The sequence below is a fragment of the Atribacter laminatus genome, from assembly GCF_015775515.1.
In the GTDB taxonomy this organism is placed as follows: domain Bacteria; phylum Atribacterota; class Atribacteria; order Atribacterales; family Atribacteraceae; genus Atribacter; species Atribacter laminatus.
Map to the genome: position 1 here is coordinate 2,366,376 of NZ_CP065383.1, position 16,966 is coordinate 2,383,341.

Below are 16,966 nucleotides of genomic sequence, written 5' to 3' on the forward strand. Positions count from 1 at the left end.
TAATAAATAAAAGGGGGTGGATTCGCAAGTGAAGATATTAGCTTTAGTAATTTACATTGTAATTATGATAGCAATTGGTTTCTATAGCTTGAAAAGAACAAAAAATATCGGCGATTTCTTTTTAGCTAATCGGACCCTTGGCCCTTGGGTTTCAGCATTTGCTTATGGAGGTGCCTATTTTAGTGCAGTAATTTTTATAGGATATGCTGGTCGGATTGGTTGGGGTTACGGTCTTTCCGACCTATGGATTGTTGCCGGAAATACCCTTGTTGGATCGCTTTTAGCATGGTTAGTATTAGCAAAAAAAACCCGCTCCGTAACCGAGCAACTTAACGCTCGGACTATGCCGGAATTTTTGGAAGCTCGCTACGGAAGCAAGATATTGAAATATCTTGCTGCGGTTATTATTTTCATATTATTAGTTCCTTATTCTGCATCTGTCTATATGGGACTGAGTTATTTATTTGATGTGGTTATGGGAATTCCCTATGTATACGCCCTCTTGCTCATGGCTGTTCTTACCGGAGCTTATCTGGTTATGGGTGGGTATTTCGCAGTGAGCATTACCACCCTAGTCCAGGGCGGAATCATGTTTTTTGGTTCAATTTATATGGTTTTGTATTTACTAAGTCGACCTGAAGTTGGAGGCTTGAGTCAGGTAGTGGAAAAAATGAGTGCTATCAACCCTAAATTGGTAGGTGTTGTTGGCCCGCCGGGATTCATTGGTCTTTTCGGTTTGGTGGTTTTAACCAGCTTTGGTCCTTGGGGACTCCCTCAAATGGTTCAGAAGTTTTACTCAATTAAAAATCAAAAAGTGATATTTACTGCTACCATTATAACCACCATTTTCGCACTGGTTTGCAGTTTTAGTGCCTATTTTTCCGGAGCTTTAACTCATCTCTTTTTTAAAGAACTTCCGACAATGAATGGGGTAGCCAATCCTGATCTTCTTATGCCCAATTTATTAATTCAATACATGCCCACTGCTTTTTCAATCATCTTTCTCTTGCTGGTTTTTTCTGCATCAATGTCAACACTCTCATCATTAGTTCTAGTGTCGTCTTCAGCAATCACCATAGACCTTTTACCAAAAAAATATGGGAAAGACAATGTGACGGTGATGAGAATTTTATGCATTTTATTTATCTTTCTATCCCTGATTATTGCCATATCCCAAGTAACCTTTATTGTAAATTTAATGTCGATTTCTTGGGGAGCAACTGCTGGTAGCTTTGCTGCACCATATGTTTATGGTCTTTTTTGGAAAAAAGCCAACCGCCAGGGCGCTTTAGCTAGCATGGTCACTGGCCTGGCATTTGCATTGATCCTTTCCTGGGCATTTGGATTTAAGTCCAGCATTGTGCCGTTTATCGGATCTCTCGCTATTTTAATTCCTTTTGGAGTTCTCCCCTTAGTATCAATATTAACTGGAGGAAATAAAAATGAAAGCGTGTCTATTCGAAGCTAAAGAAAAATTTGTAATAAGTGATATTAAAAAACCTGTACCACAAAAAGATGAAGTTCTAATTCGAGTTAAAGCTGCTGGGATTTGTGGCACAGATATTCATATTTTAAAAGGTGAATACTTTTCTGATTTCCCTTTAGTAGCCGGCCACGAGTTTTCAGGAGAAGTGGTGGAAGTTGGAGAAGAAGTCACTCAGTTTCAACCAGGTGATCGGGTTACTGCCGATCCCAATATATTTTGTGATAAATGTTATTTTTGCAAAATAAATAAAAACAATCATTGTTTGGATAGTCACGTGATAGGTGTAACTCAAAATGGAGCTTTTGCTGAATATGTTGCCGTTTCCGAAAAGGGTGTCTTTCATATACCCGACCATTTAAGTTATTCTGAAGCAGCGCTTGCTGAACCACTAGCGTGTGTGGTTTACGGAGTCCGAAGAAGTGGGATCAAACCAGGCGAAAAGGTTTTAATATTTGGAGCTGGAGCAATTGGTTTGCTTTTAATGTCATTGCTTAAAATAAGCGGTGCTTCCCAGGTGATTATGGTTGACATTAGTCAAAAAAAGCTTGATTTTGCTAAAAAGATGGGAGCGTCTGAGGTGATTCTCAACAATGCAGAAGGAGAAAAAAAATTAAAAGCGATTGCTCCTTTTGGGTTTGAATTGGTTGCCGATGCTACTGGATCACCCCGAGTTATGGAAAGAGAGCTGCAATTTGTTGAGCCCGATGGAACCTTTTTAGTTTTTGGAGTTGCTCCTATTGGTGATATGATGAAAGTCGAACCTTATGATATTTTTCGTCGTGATATTCATATCGTTGGCTCCTACGCTGTGAAAAAAACGATGCAGTATTCGATCAATCTCCTTGCCTCGGGTAAAATACAGGTCAAAAACCTTATATCTTCAACTTATTCCTTAGAAGATTTTGAAAGAGGGATACAGGATTTTTATCACGACCCCGATCATATGAAAATTCAAATCATTCCATAATTTATTAGCATGACTATGAGTGTGAATGGGATTGCCATGTCGTCCAACCATTCTTTGGTTGGACTTCTCGCAATGACGGAGCAGGAAAAAATTCAAATCCCCCCAACCCCCTTTGCTAAAGGGGGAGATTGATCGTCATATATATATTTTTCATTGTCATCAAATGACGTAACATGGCATGAAAATCAATCCTGAAAATACACGGGCATGATAAATCAAGCCCCCACAAAAGGATATAAAATTGTAGGGGGAAAGTATGTATTGCGCTCATTTTTTGATTAATGTAGCGACATGCCATAGCATGTCGAATCTTTGTTTTCGACCTCATCTGGTGCTGTGAAAGCAGCATGAGGGTCAATTCTAAAAATACGGGAACGAGTAATAAATAATCAAGCAGAAGTAAATAAATAGTGGTAATAAAAAACTATAATGATTTCTTATCATTTTTTCTTAAGGAGGATTAAAAATGAAAAAAGGAGTTAATCAATGGGCATTTCCTGGTAACTTTTCAATACCGGACATTATTCAATTAGCAGCGAAACACCGTTTCGATGGTGTAGAGCTATGCCCTGATGAAGAAGGTAGTTTTCCTTTAAATATCGATCAACAAAAGTTGCTGGAATGGAAAGCTCATTCAGAAGATAAAAATATAGAAATTCGTTGCATTGCTTCAGGGTTACATTGGAAATATAATTTGGCATCCATTAATACCGAAGTTAGGAAAAAAGCTATTGATATCGCTAAGCGTTTGATTGAAATCGCTTCTACTTTGGAAGCCAAGTCTATTTTATTAATCCCAGGGTATGTTAATGTTCCCTGGGACCCTTCTTCAGAAGTAGTTCCATACGAAAAAGCCTATAAAAATTCACGATTATCAATTTCAGAAATAGCAAAATTTGCAGCTGATGCTAAAATAACTATAGGTTTAGAAAACGTATGGAATAAATTATTTCTTTCCCCCTTAGAATTCCGCAGTTTTATCGATAGTTTTAATAATCAATGGGTAAGAGTTCATTTTGATACTGCCAATGTTCTTATTTCAGGATATCCAGAACAGTGGATCGAGATTCTTGGAAAACGAATTGTAACCATTCATATAAAAGACTTTAAACTTTCAGTCGGAAACATCAATGGATTCTGTCTTCCTCTTGAGGGTGATGTTAACTTTCCAGCAGTAATGGGAAGTCTAAAATCAATTGGATATGATGATTTCTTGATTGCAGAAATGATTCCTCCTTATCACTATTCCATCGACGCTTTGCTGGCAAACCTTTCTTATAATCTTGATTGTATCATGAATATGAGGGTATAATAATACCGTCTATCATTTTTTATGTTTATCTTTAAATAAAATATTTAACGGGTGAGTGAAAATTATTAATATTTTTAAGGGGGGTGAAACATTTTATCTAAAACATTTACCTAAAGAATATTTTAATGTAACACTAAAGGAGGAGTGAATTATGAAAAAATCATTATGGGTCGTTTGTCTTTCAATGTTTTTAGTTCTGGGATTAGCCTTAATGGTTGGAGCTGCAACTAAAGTTAGAGTTATGTGGGCAGAGTATGATGGATTAACTCCGGAATATGCTACAAATTTAGAAAAGGCTTTTGAAGAAAAACATCCGGATATTGATTTAGAAATAATATCTACACCTTGGAATGATATGCATGATCGTCTCATTACTTATATTGCGGGAGGCAATCCTCCTGATCTTTCAGTTATTGGAACTCGTTGGCTGCTGGAATTGATGGATATGGGGGTTGTGGAACCAATTGAGCAACATCTCAGCCCAGAATTACTCGATAATATAGATCCAGCACTTTTTGAAGGAAAAATTAAGGGAGTGGTGTATGGTTTGCCAGTAGCGGCGGGAACTCGGGTCATGTATTGGCGATCCGATCTTTTAGACAAAGCTCCGGAAACCTTTGAAGAAATGCGCACTATGTTAGAAAAAGTAGCCAAACCGGAAGAAAATTTCTATGGAATAGCCTTAACTGGTCAAAAATACGTTGAGCTCACTGAATTTGCTTATTTCTTGTTTGGTAATGATGGGTATTTCTTTGATATCAATGAAGACGGGAGCTACGGAAAATGTATTGTCAACAACGAAGCCGGTGTTAGCACTTTAACCTTTATGAACGATTTAGTTAAAGATAATTTAACCCAACCGGGAGTGACTGCATACAAAAGAGATGAGGTTCAAAATCTCTTTATATCTGGAAACGCTGCTATTATGATGACCGGAGGTTTTGGTGCGACACTTCTTACCCAACAAAATGTTCCTTTTGAATGGGATGTTGCTCCTCTTCCTCATTTTGAAGGGAAACCTCAGAGTTCACTTATTGTTACCGACGCCCTAGTTATGTTTAAGGATTCAAAAGCGAAAGCCGAAGCTTCCAAATTCTTAGACTTTTTCTATTCCGATGAGTGGAGGCTGGAATTCGATAAATTGGTTGGTTTCCCACCGGTTACCAAATCACTTGCCGACAATGAGTTCTTCCAAACTCCAGTATATAAGTACATGGTTGATCAAATTGCTGGTGCCAAACCTTGGCCATTGATGGCTGAGTGGCCAGAATGCAACGATCTGATTTGGGATAATATCGAGGCAACTTTCCTTGGACAGAAAACACCACAACAAGCGATGGATGATGCTGCAGCTTCTATTGATGCCGTAAGAGGATTCTAAATATGCTTTAGAGAGGGGAGACAAAATCCCCTCTCTAATATACTTAAAAGTTACAGGAATCACTTCTTAGCGATCTACAAAAGGAGAAGATTATGAGTCGGGCTGGGAAATTTTGGACTACAGAATCACGATTAGCCTATCTCCTCTTAATACCCTCAGCAGTTTTTCTAATCGTCTTCATGTTTTATCCCATTTTTTACGTTTTTCTCATGTCTTTCTTCAAAGTCAATAAATTAGCAAATTTAACTGGTTTTTTTGGAATGGGGAACTATATTACACTTTTTAAACTCCCTGAATTTTGGCAAATTATTATTCGATCGTGCGTATGGACAGCGCTGGCAGTAACTGCAAAAACGGTAATCGGATTAATTATCGCTCTTCTTTTAAACGTCGATTTCAGAGGAAGAAAATTAGCTCGGACTTTAATCATCATACCTTGGGCAAGCTCCATTCCAATCAGTGCCATGCTCTGGCAATGGACTTACAATAACGACTTTGGATTATTAAACTATACTTTACGATGGTTAGGTTTAAACCCGCCAGTGTGGTTAGCTTATCCCCTTTCTGCATTTATGGCAAATTTATGGGTTGATATTTGGTGTGGAATTCCTTTCATGGCATTGGTTTTTCTAGCTGGATTACAGGCAATTCCTCAAGAACTGTATGAAGCTGCTGAAGTCGATGGTGCAACCTCAATTTCGAAATTCCGATTTGTCACTCTTCCTCTTTTAAGTGGGGTATTGACAGTGGCAACCTTGCTTTCTATTTTATGGACGTTTAATGATTTTAATGTTATTTACATTTTGACCAAAGGAGGTCCTGCTAACTCAACCGACATTCTTATCACCTATATTTATAAATATGCATTTCAATACATCAAGTTTGGTCCTTCGGCAGCCATGGCAGTTATTACCTTTGCGATTCTCCTTACTGTGAGTATTATTTATGCCCGAAATTTCTTCCGAGAAGGAGCGCAATAAATAATGAATAGAAAAAATACTCACTATCTTGTTTATCCGGCTATTATCTTTGTCCTTTTAGTTTTACTCTTTCCTTTTTTTGTTATGATTTCAACCATGCTCAAACCACTTGAAGAAGTTTATTCCAATCCTCCTCACTGGATTCCTAAAAATTTAACCTTTACTAATTTTAGTGACATATGGTCGAAATACCCGTTGGTTGCTTATTTTAGAAACAGTTTTATTGTCGCCTTTGGAACTACTGTATTCAATATGCTTTTATGCATTCCAGCTGCTTATGCCATTGCTCGATTAAGATTTATGGGAAAAAACTTTATGATGTATCTTTTTTTAGTGGTTCAAATGTTTTCTCCAATTATTGTAGTCATCTCACTTTTTAAAATTGTCGCACGACTTGGTCTCTTAGATAATTTACTTTCCCTGGTTCTAACCAATGGTGTCTTTACTTTAGCTTTTGCTATATGGCTATTAAGTGGCTATTTTCGTAGTATTCCCAAAGCCATTGAAGAAGCAGCCCTCATCGATGGATGTTCTCGCCTCCAAACCATAACCCGGATTCTTATTCCAATTGCTATGCCGGGATTAGTTACAACTATCATTTATACTTTTATATCGGCCTGGAATGAGTTTATGTTCGCTTTAACCTTTATAACCTCGATGGAAAAAAGACCGTTAACTCTTGGTCTATATAATTTCATTGGTCGGTGGACCGTTCAATGGCAGTATCTTATGGCAGCAGCATTTTTGGCCTTGATTCCGGTGGTTATTTTATTTATGATTATTGAAAAAGAACTGGTCCAAGGTCTTTCGGGTGGAGCAGTTAAAGGTTGAAAGCGAGCTGAAAAATACGGTAGAAAACCCCGATCGAATGTTCAATTTTCAATGGCATATTACTGACCGTTGTAATCTTCGGTGCCATCATTGTTATCAATCGGAATATTCTCAAGGTGCAAGTCTTGATTTTTTACTCGCTGTTGCTGAGAAGATTATCAATGAATTAAAATCACGAAATTATTCAACCTGTATCAATATAACCGGTGGAGAACCCTTACTGGATAAACCGGTTCTTGTTTCCTTGCTCCGTTTTCTAAATCAAAGCCCAGTTGTCCAAGAATTGATGCTTATTACGAACGGATTGTTATTAAACGAAGACTATCTTCTTGAACTGAAAAAATTTTCAAAATTAAGCACCATTAAATTATCACTGGAAGGCGCTACTTCCCAGAGCAACGATCTTATTCGGGGGAAAGGCACCTTTAATTCTATACTGCAAAAAATAAAACTAATCCAATTGCGTCATGATTTTAAAACTGTTGTTATGTTTACCCTTCAAAAGATGAATCTCCCCGAGTTAGAATTAATGTTGTCCTTAGGCGAAAAACTCAACCTTGACGGATTAATATTGGAAAGATTCATTCCTGAAGGGCAGGGAAGAGGCTTAAAAAATTTAGTTTTAGACAAATATGACTGGGAAAACCTTTTAAAGAAACTGATTCAATATTTCGACCTTGATGTTGCTCCTGAAGACCTTCTTCCTTATAAGGCCTTTTGGATTCAATTTTATCCTCAGTTTGATATCTTGGGCGCAGCCTGCAATCTCAACGAAGCACTTTGTATAATGCCTAACGGAACGCTTTATCCCTGTCGACGATTTATCTATCCTCTGGGAAATATTCTTCAAGATGGGTTATGGTCGGTTATTGAAAAGTCCAAGCTCCTTCAAACTGTAACTAAACATGATCATCTAAAGGGGAAATGCCATTCCTGTTTCATTGATGATTGCCATGGCTGTCGAGCTCTTTGTTATTCTCTTTTTCGTGATCCGTATGCTGATGATTATCAGTGTTTTTTAAAATAGTTCGGTTTTAAACCATTATTTTTTTCTTTCTATCGATATATTTCTTCATCATTAAAAATGTTCGAATTACTTATTATCCTTATCCTTCTTCAACTGGTTTTTAATTTTAAAATCTGGTACAATTGCACCCTATTATAACTCGGATACAAGATAATCTATGTCTTTTATTTAAGCATAAAGCAGTTTTGTTAAATTTCACTATTATCTATTAAATATTATATTTATTTAAAATCATTTTTCTGATATAAATACATAAAACAATATTGACAGATGAAAATATTTATTCTAATCTGTTTAGTAAATCTTAAAGGAATGAGGTAAACTGAATTGGCTCAAAACAAACCACCCCTGATAATTAAAATTAAAAGCAATTATTCTTCGTTCACTCCATCTTTGAAAAAAGTTGCAGATTATCTATTCACCCATTTTGAAGATTTTACCCATATGACGATTAATGAAGTTGCCAAGCAAAGTGGAGTTAGTGAATCAACTCTTACCCGATTCTCTCAAAAGATAAATATGAAAAATTTTCAAGCTTTAAAAATTCAATTGGCTCACGAATTGGGAGGAGTTGAAGAAGACAAAGAATTAATCTATGGAGAAATCCGGTTTCAAGATAGTATGGAAGCAATTGTTCAAAAAATATATTTAGCTCAGGAAGAAGTTTCCAAAAGCACGCTCCAGCAAATCGATAAAAATATCATTGAAAAAATTGCTGTAAAAGCTGTTGAATCGCGCAAAGTTAATATTTTCTGCAGCGGAAAATCCATCATTGCTGGAATGAGTCTTTATGGTCGTCTCAGTCGTTTAAATATGAACTGCAATATTTATACCGATCTCCCTCTCATGATGGTAGCAGCCGGACATTCCGGTTCCGAAGATTTAATCATAGTCGTTTCGAATTCCGGGACTAATCCTGCTCTGATAATGGCAGCCGAAAAAGCCAAAGAAAACAAAGCAGACATTGCGACCATAACCAGCTATGAGTCTTCGCCGTTAGCAAAACTTGCTGATTATTGTATTCTTACCGCTGCTTGTGAAGAATCAGGATTCTTTGGTGAATCTACGGTTTCAAGATTTGCTCAACTCCTTGTAACTGATATTCTTTATGCGACCATTGTAGTAAAGTATGGACCTCCTGCTCTTCAACTCTTACAAAGAAGTGCTGAAGTTCTTCAAAAAATGAGCCAGGAAAAGTAAAATATATTTTCATTTTTTATTATTCAGGAATAATTGGATAAGGGCAAAATATACTTGACGCTTTGGTTTCTGACGGTTAACATAGGGAAAGAAAATTTAAACAAAGGAGGAGATTAAATAGGTTCATTATTGGTTTAAATGGAATTTTCCTATGTTAACCGTTATTTTGTTTCTGGTTTGATTTGTATTTATAAACTAATCTTGAACCTGTCGCATCGAACTACCATAGTTTGGGAATTATGGTAATTTTTGTAATTGTTTCTTGCGACAAGGGGGAATTATGAGAGTTATTGCGGTTGCCAATCAAAAAGGTGGGGTTGCCAAGACAACAACATGTATCAATTTAGGTGCTTCGTTGGCTTATCACGCCCGAAGGGTTCTTATAATCGACATGGACCCTCAAGCTCACTCTACGCTTGGTCTCGGTTTTGAACCTAATGAGTTTGAAAAAACTATTTTGAATGTACTCGAACCCGTCCGGAGTCCCTTTCATTTAGAACTGAACGATGTTATTATCCCGACCAAAACTCCAAATCTGTATATAGCTCCTTCAAATATTGATTTAGCTGGCGAGGAATACCGCTTGATCGATAAATTAGGTCGGGAAGATTTTTTAAATTCCGGTATACATCGGGCAAAACCGCAGTATGATTATATTTTAGTTGATTGCCCACCTTCGTTGGGAATATTGACTATTAATTCTTTGAAAGCATGTCAAGAAGTAATTGTTACTATACAACCTCATTATTTTGCACTTCGCGGTATACAAGAATTTGTCGAAACCGTAGATATAATGAGGGAAAGTTTAAAACACAACCCGGAAGTCTACGTCCTAATCACCATAGCCGACATCAGGACAAATTTATACCGGGAAGTCATGAACGAGATTGAAGAATATTTTGGAGATCGAACCTTTCAAACTATTATCCACAAGAACATTACTATTGCTGAAGCCTCGAGCCATGGTGTACCGGTAATCGAGTATGAACCGGAATCCAGTGGATCACAGGATTATCTTTCACTTGCGAAAGAGGTGATTGAACTTGAAAAAGAAAAGCCTGAAAAGGGGCTTTTCCGAAAGAATAGACTTCAAACGTGAGCTTATTCGTGATACAACAAAAAAATTTGATGTCGATGAAAGTGCAACGCCACCACCGAAACCCGTAGAGGAAAAAACTCTTCATCCTCCCAAAACTGTAAAAAAAGCAGCACCTTCAAAGCCAAAAAAAGATGAAGCCATGGAACGGCTAGCAATTATCAAGGTTATTGGAGTAGGAGGGGGAGGAAATAACGCTGTAAACCAAATGGCTGAATCGGGTTTGGATGGTGTTGATTTGGTTGCTGTCAATACTGACATTCAATCTTTGAAAAAATCCTTGGCAAACGAAAAGTTGCAAATCGGCATTAGTGCCACTCGTGGCTTAGGAACTGGTGGGAATCCTCGTATTGGAGAGGAAGCTGCCCGCCAAGATAAGGAAAAAATCGTTGATCTTATCAATGGTTCTGAATTAGTTTTTATAACTGCCTGTTTAGGAGGAGGCACCGGCACCGGAGCAAGCCCGGTTATAGCTCAGATTGCTAAAGAGGCTGGAGCTTTAACCGTCGGTGTTGTTACTAAACCTTTTCAATTCGAAGGAAATAAAAGAAAAATTCAGGCTGAAGCTGGTATTGAAGCCCTTCGAAATACCGTTGATGCCCTTATTGTTATACCGAACGATCGCCTAATGCAAGTAGCCAAAAAAGATACATCTTTTCAGGAAGCATTTAAATCAGCAGATTATATACTTTATCAGGCGGTTAAAGGGATAACAGATTTGATATCGTCAGCCCAAGATATAAACTTAGATCTTGCCGACTTACGGACCGTTTTAACCGGAGCTGGAACGGTATTAATTGGGATAGGACACGGCCGAGGAAGGGAAAAGGCTAAACATGCAGCCGAAGAAGCAATCTATAGTCCTTTATTGGAAATATCAATTAAGGGAGCTCGATCGATTCTCCTGAATATCACCAGTGGACCAGATATGACGCTTCATGAGGTAACCGAAATCACTGAAATTGTTCGAAATGCTGCTGGGATAGAGTCGGATATTTTATTTGGAAACAAAGTCGATGAAACATTGACTAATGAAGTTTCAGTAACGGTTATAGCAACTCGTTTTGAAAAAGAGGAAGAAGAAGTTTCTTCTTTTGAAGAAGATGATATTGATAGTAGAATTGTTATTGAAGATGACCTCGATATGCCAGCCTTCCTCCGGGAGTCACAAAGAAGATCATCAACACCACCACCAGAAGAAAAAACTCGCACCGATGATATATTGTCATTTTTTAGAAAGCAAAGGAGAGAATAGATATGGCTTTTATTTATAATCGAGAAATGACTCGAGAAGAAATTTTAAAACGAGTTGGAGATATTTCCCAAATTGGAGGAGTTATTCTTTCTGAATTACAAGATGGACCAGAAAGAGGAAATCGAACTGCACAGGTTATTACTGGAGGAGGTCTTCACTATACGGTTTTATTAGACAGGGGAATGGATTTAGCTTGGACCTGGTATAAGGGAATAGCAGTTTCCTGGAGATCTGCTACCCAAGCAGTAGCCCCCTATTATTTTGAATCTACCGATTTAGGTTGGTTAAGAGGATTTCATGGCGGTCTTATGAATACCTGTGGGTTAACTTACTTTGGTTCACCGGTTCATGACCCTGAAACCGGGCAAAATTTAGGATTGCATGGACGAGCTTCTTATACCCCAGCGAAAAACGTTTATGCCGATGGCGCTTGGCAGGGTGATGACTACCAGATATGGGTCCAAGGCAAAATTCGAGAAGCATCGGTATTTGGAGATAAATTAGTTCTTTATCGAAAAATTATGAGTCGTCTCGGAGAAAAAACTATTTATGTAGAGGATGAGGTTGTTAATGAAGGGTGGGCAGAAAGTCCTTTCATGCTTCTCTACCATGTTAATGTTGGATATCCATTGTTAGATGAGGGAAGCAAGCTTTATGTTCCTGCCGAAAAAACTGTTCCCCGAACCCCGGAAGCAGAAAAGGGACTTTCAGAATGGAATATTTTTAGTACTCCCCAAAAGAACTTCTTTGAGCAAGTTTATTTTCACACTCCAAAAGTTCTTCACGATGGGTATAGTGCGGCACTTCTTCACAATGAAAAAATGGCTTTAGGTTTTTATGTCAAGTTTAAAAAAGAAACCTTGCCCTACCTTAGCCAGTGGAAAATGATTGGGGAAGGCGAATATGTGCTCGGTATTGAACCGGGTAATTGTTTGCCAGAGGGACGTCCCATAGAAAGAGAAGCTGGTCGTTTAGTAACTTTAAAACCTGGAGAATCGCGAAAAATGGTTCTTGAAATAGGTATCGTTGAAGGTGATAAGGAAATCGAACAATTTAAAAAATACATGGGGACATTGTAAATTGTCCAGTATAAATCATTGAATATATGAAGTAGAAGTTTATTACTTTTTTAATATAGTTTTTGGTTTCTGGAAAAGGAATAGTTTCAATGAAGGAATCAGGATTAGCCTGATTTCCTTCATTTATCCATTCATTCAGTCTGCCCGGTCCCGCATTGTATGCGGCAATGGCCGGGCATATTTTTTGATTGAAATAATCTAATAAGTACCTAAAATAAGTTATCCCTAACTCAAGGTTAACCTCCGGATTCATAAGAAAAACATCTTTCCACTCAGCAAAATCGACAACCTGGTTCATTCCAGTTTCTATCATCCAGGCAGCCGTAGAAGGCATGATTTGCATCAATCCAACTGCTCCAACCGGTGATATGATATCATCTTCGAAAGCACTTTCAGCCTTAATAATTGCAAGAACAAGATAAGGATCAACAGAATACTGCTCGCTCAAACCCTTAATTATTGTATGATAGTAATCCGGATATAATTTTTTCCACACATTTTTAAAATTCTTAAACTCCGGATAGCGGTTCTGAAAATAAATTGCATTTATCTGGCTTTTTCGATATTCTTGGTTACGAGCATAAAACCGACTGAGTTCGAAAAAAATTTCTGGATGACTCGGCATCAATCTCTGTAGAGTCAAGAGCTCAGCTTCTGCATTGGTAAAAAGATAAAAGTCGCTAAGAATGAGATAGCGATGCCAATGAATCTTTTGATTTTGAGTAAATATCTCCATCTTGGTGATGAATTCATGAGGCGGAAAAAGCTCACGAGACGATGGAAGGTTCCAATTAATTTCACTCAGTTCCTGCCAAGCACGAACGAAGTAATAATCGAGACTTCTAGTTTGAATTATTTCTTCTAAATAGTGAATGTTTTCTTCCGATTGATCGATATTATATTTCCAAAAAAGGGCACGACTATTTTCATCAGGATAGGTTGAAAGCAAGTCTAAAGCCGATTGAGCTGAGTTTAAGTCTTTTTTTTGATAAAGATACCAGAATTTTTCCCATATTGGTTCACTATCATAGGGGAATTTCGCAACTCTTCGATCTAAAATATCGAGATAGTTCTTCTCATCGCCTAATACCCGATAACAAAAAGAAAGATTACGGAGAGTATTTAAAGCATATTCACTATTGGGAAATTGGTTTAAAAGGTTTTCATAGGCAATACTGGCTAAACTATATTCACCCCGCCTCTGATGGTAAACACCAGTATAAAACCAACCATCAGGATAATCCATTAACATATTGTTCTGCATTAAGACATTTTGTATATCTGTCAAATTTTCCTGACGTAAATGTATTCTTAACCACAATACCCAATATTCAAGGATTTCAGTATCAAGCAGTGAGTTAGTATCGATTTGATCTAAAAATTTTATTGAATCCGAAGTCCACCCTAACTGGAAGAAAAAAGCTGCGATATCCAACTTTGTATTCATTGAATAATCCTCTGGGTTAAGAACATTTAAAATGGGGTAAATCAAGTCTCGTGCTTGGTGGCTAGTCATGGTTTGATAAGAAAAATATATTTTTTTGGTGTGAAGTAGAGCTTCCAAGTGATTTCCTCTTTCTACAAGGACTCTGCTGATTCCCATCAGGGAATTGAGCCGTTCTGACTCATCGTAAGCATTAGTAAGGGATTCAATAAAATAATTGATCGATTGATTGTAGTTTTTTTCATCTCGAAACAATTCAGCAATTTGCCAGGCTGATTGATGAAGCAAGATTGACAAGGTCGATAATGATTGTAAGTGATGGTAAACAATTTCTACTAAGTCGATTCTTTTTTGTATTATAAGTTCATCAAGATATAGCGACCAAAGGTGATCAGAAAGAATTATTTGACGATTTTTTTCTTCTTTTAACAAAAATTCCTGAGCTTGTTCTAATTGATTGGTAGCTATAAACGATTGTAATTTTAGAATGGCGGTTTGATTTGCATAGTGTTTGGCTTGGTCGGGGTGGTTATTGATTTGATTAATAACCTTTTGGTAATCTTTTTGACGGTAGTCATTGATCAGCTCGGAAAGAAAGTCATCTTTCCCCCAGACATTTCCAGCTGCTCCTAATAGAAAGCTTATGAAAACAATGAAAACGATAAAGTCTTGGATTTTGTTTCTCATATTTCTTTCTCCTGGTTCATGATATTATATATTAAACTAACTTTTTTCAGTTCCTCATTCATCGTGCATCTGGTAAATAGTAAAAAATAATTAAAAAATGTTACTAAACAGTGAAAAGAAATGTATTGAAGGGGGAAGGAACTATAGTAACACGTCATCCTGAGCGGTGCTTTCCCGCGTGAGGATCTCAACTGACACTGCAGTTGTCATCCTGAGGCTTCGTATTGAGAAGCCGTTAGGATCCCATCCTTTCATTGTTTTAAAAAAAATACTAAATGAGATTGCCACGTCGTCCAACCAAAAAACGGTTGACCTCTTCGCAATAACGGATTTAGAAAGATATTTTCATCCCCATCTGGTGCGATGAAATAACATGAGGGTTTATTCAACCTTTATTTAAATTTAAAAATTGATATGAATTTATAATTAAGATGTTTTTATCTTGAGGGATAAAATTATGAGAAATATTGAAGTAGCTCAAATTCTTCGTGAAATTGGCATTCTTTTAGAAATAAAGGGAGAAAACCGGTTTAGAGTTTTGGCCTATCAGGAAGCTGCCAGAAAAATTGAAAACTGGCCTGAAGCGGTTGAAACACTCGCCGAAGAAGGAAAGTTGCGGGAGATATCTGGTATTGGCGAAGGATTATCAACTAAGATAGAAGAATATCTACGCACGGGAAAAATTGATTTTCTGGAAGAATTAACCAAAGAAATTCCTCGAGAACTCATTCGGCTCACTGAAATCCCTGGAGTTGGTCCAAAAATTGTCCGACAAATCTATTCCGAATTAGGAATCGTAAACATTGAACAGTTAGAACAAGCCATTCAGGAGCATCTCCTTCAAAACCTCCCTGGATTGGGTATCAAAAGTGAAGAAAAAATAAGAAAAGGGATCGATATTATCAAGAAAAGTACCGGTAGGATGCTTTTAGGTGATGCACTTCCCTTAGCTGAAGAAGTTGTTATCTTTCTTCGTGAAAATACTCAAATCAAAAAAATAAGTACTGCTGGAAGCCTTCGTCGCATGAAAGAAACCATTGGTGATATTGATATTTTAGCATCGACGGTTGATGCAAATCGGATGATGGAAGCTTTCATCAATCTTCCCATGGTAAAACAAATCATTGCCCATGGAACAACCAAATCGAGTATTTTAACTTATGAAGGAGTTCAAATTGATCTTCGCGTGGTTGATAACCAAAGCTTTGGTGCCGCTCTTCAATATTTTACCGGTTCAAAAGAACATAACGTCAAACTTCGGGAATATGCGTTAAAAAAAGGGTATAAAATTAACGAATACGGGATTTATCGGATAGATGATGGGGAAAGAAGAGGAGGAGAAAAGGAAGAAGATATTTACCAGATTTTGGGTATGGAATGGATTCCACCCGAAATGAGAGAAGATCAAGGTGAAATTGAAGCTGCCCTTCAAAAACGCCTGCCAATCTTGGTCGATGTAAAAGATATTCAAGGAGATCTTCATGTCCATTCTGACTGGAGTGATGGATTGGTTTCTATTGAAGAGATGGCAAAAGCTGCAGCACAGAAAGGATATCAATATATCGCTATTTGTGATCATAGCCAGGGATTAGCAGTTGCTTCCGGTTTAACACCCGAGCAAATCCAACAAAGAAAAAAAGAAATTATCCATTGGAACAATAATCATGCTGAAATATTTGTTTTAGAGGGGATAGAAGCGAACATATTAAGTGATGGAACAATCGATCTCCCAGATGAAGTCCTTGTTCAACTTCCTATTGTCGTTGCTGGAATTCATACCGGACTAGGCCAAGCCACAGAAAAAATAAACCAACGTCTTGAAAAGGCATTCAAAAATCCTTATGTCCAGATTATCAGCCACCCCACTGGACGATTGATCAATAAGCGTGATGCGACTCAAGGAGATCTCGCACTTCTTTTTAAATACGCTCAACAGACAACAACCGCCCTTGAAATGAATGCCCAACCAGAACGTTTAGACTTAAAAGATATTGATGCTCGACAAGCGAGTGAAAAGTACCAAATTAAATTGGTTGTTTCTACTGACTCTCATGATACTCTATCATTGAATCTTATGCGTTTAGGTGTTGCTCAAGCACGCCGTGCTTGGTTAACAAAGAATGACATTCTCAATACTTATGATAAAGACCAACTCCTTCAGACCCTTCATAAAAAACGGGATCGTCTTATAATTTAGGAGAATTCCTTCTTCTCAGTAGTC

The 16,966-nt window shown here is 37.4% G+C and carries 13 protein-coding genes; 12 read left to right on the forward strand and 1 reads right to left on the reverse strand.

What is annotated here, in order from left to right:
* The first annotated feature begins 28 nt into the window (after nucleotides 1-28).
* The 11 genes from RT761_RS10680 (at nucleotide 29) to RT761_RS10730 (ending at nucleotide 12,614) form a co-directional block, all read left to right on the forward strand.
* On the forward strand, nucleotides 29-1,468 hold the full coding sequence (locus tag RT761_RS10680; protein ID WP_218111409.1) for a sodium:solute symporter family transporter: 1,440 nt from the start codon (nucleotides 29-31) through the stop codon (nucleotides 1,466-1,468).
* The gene (locus RT761_RS10685; RefSeq protein WP_218111410.1) at nucleotides 1,443-2,453 is read left to right on the forward strand and encodes a zinc-dependent alcohol dehydrogenase family protein; all 1,011 of its coding nucleotides are present in this window, start codon (nucleotides 1,443-1,445) and stop codon (nucleotides 2,451-2,453) included. The genes RT761_RS10680 and RT761_RS10685 overlap by 26 nt, the downstream gene beginning before the upstream one ends.
* 466 nt (nucleotides 2,454-2,919) lie before the next feature.
* Nucleotides 2,920-3,765: a sugar phosphate isomerase/epimerase family protein gene (locus tag RT761_RS10690; RefSeq protein WP_218111411.1), complete on the forward strand. Its 846-nt coding sequence runs from the start codon at nucleotides 2,920-2,922 to the stop codon at nucleotides 3,763-3,765.
* A gap of 151 nt (nucleotides 3,766-3,916) precedes the next feature.
* Nucleotides 3,917-5,146 (forward strand): ABC transporter substrate-binding protein, encoded by a 1,230-nt coding sequence (locus RT761_RS10695; protein WP_218111412.1) that lies wholly within the window; start codon nucleotides 3,917-3,919, stop codon nucleotides 5,144-5,146.
* A 92-nt stretch (nucleotides 5,147-5,238) separates the two neighbouring features.
* Nucleotides 5,239-6,126 (forward strand): carbohydrate ABC transporter permease, encoded by an 888-nt coding sequence (locus RT761_RS10700; protein WP_218111413.1) that lies wholly within the window; start codon nucleotides 5,239-5,241, stop codon nucleotides 6,124-6,126.
* A 3-nt stretch (nucleotides 6,127-6,129) separates the two neighbouring features.
* Nucleotides 6,130-6,957, forward strand: coding sequence for a carbohydrate ABC transporter permease (locus RT761_RS10705; RefSeq protein ID WP_218111414.1), 828 nt, complete (start codon nucleotides 6,130-6,132; stop codon nucleotides 6,955-6,957).
* Entirely contained in the window at nucleotides 6,938-7,984 is a 1,047-nt protein-coding gene (locus tag RT761_RS10710; protein WP_218111415.1) for a radical SAM/SPASM domain-containing protein, read from the forward strand. The genes RT761_RS10705 and RT761_RS10710 overlap by 20 nt, the downstream gene beginning before the upstream one ends.
* Before the next feature lie 327 nt (nucleotides 7,985-8,311).
* Entirely contained in the window at nucleotides 8,312-9,184 is an 873-nt protein-coding gene (locus tag RT761_RS10715; protein ID WP_218111416.1) for a MurR/RpiR family transcriptional regulator, read from the forward strand.
* Between the two features lie 280 nt (nucleotides 9,185-9,464).
* Entirely contained in the window at nucleotides 9,465-10,283 is an 819-nt protein-coding gene (locus RT761_RS10720; protein ID WP_218111417.1) for a ParA family protein, read from the forward strand.
* A complete protein-coding gene (gene ftsZ, locus RT761_RS10725) occupies nucleotides 10,228-11,535 on the forward strand; it encodes a cell division protein FtsZ (protein WP_218111418.1) in 1,308 nt (435 codons plus the stop codon). Before RT761_RS10720 ends, ftsZ begins: the two co-directional genes overlap by 56 nt.
* Nucleotides 11,536-11,537: 2 nt before the next feature.
* Nucleotides 11,538-12,614 carry an aldose 1-epimerase family protein gene (locus tag RT761_RS10730; protein WP_218111419.1) on the forward strand — a complete coding sequence of 359 codons (1,077 nt, stop codon included), beginning with the start codon at nucleotides 11,538-11,540 and terminating at the stop codon, nucleotides 12,612-12,614.
* Here the strand turns inward: RT761_RS10730 and RT761_RS10735 are convergent.
* Nucleotides 12,589-14,745 (reverse strand): lytic transglycosylase domain-containing protein, encoded by a 2,157-nt coding sequence (locus RT761_RS10735; RefSeq protein ID WP_218111420.1) that lies wholly within the window; start codon nucleotides 14,743-14,745, stop codon nucleotides 12,589-12,591. The genes RT761_RS10730 and RT761_RS10735 overlap by 26 nt on opposite strands.
* A gap of 457 nt (nucleotides 14,746-15,202) precedes the next feature.
* Here RT761_RS10735 and polX point away from each other — a divergent pair, with 457 nt between their 5' ends.
* Entirely contained in the window at nucleotides 15,203-16,942 is a 1,740-nt protein-coding gene (polX, locus tag RT761_RS10740; protein WP_218111421.1) for a DNA polymerase/3'-5' exonuclease PolX, read from the forward strand.
* The last annotated feature ends 24 nt before the right edge of the window (nucleotides 16,943-16,966 follow it).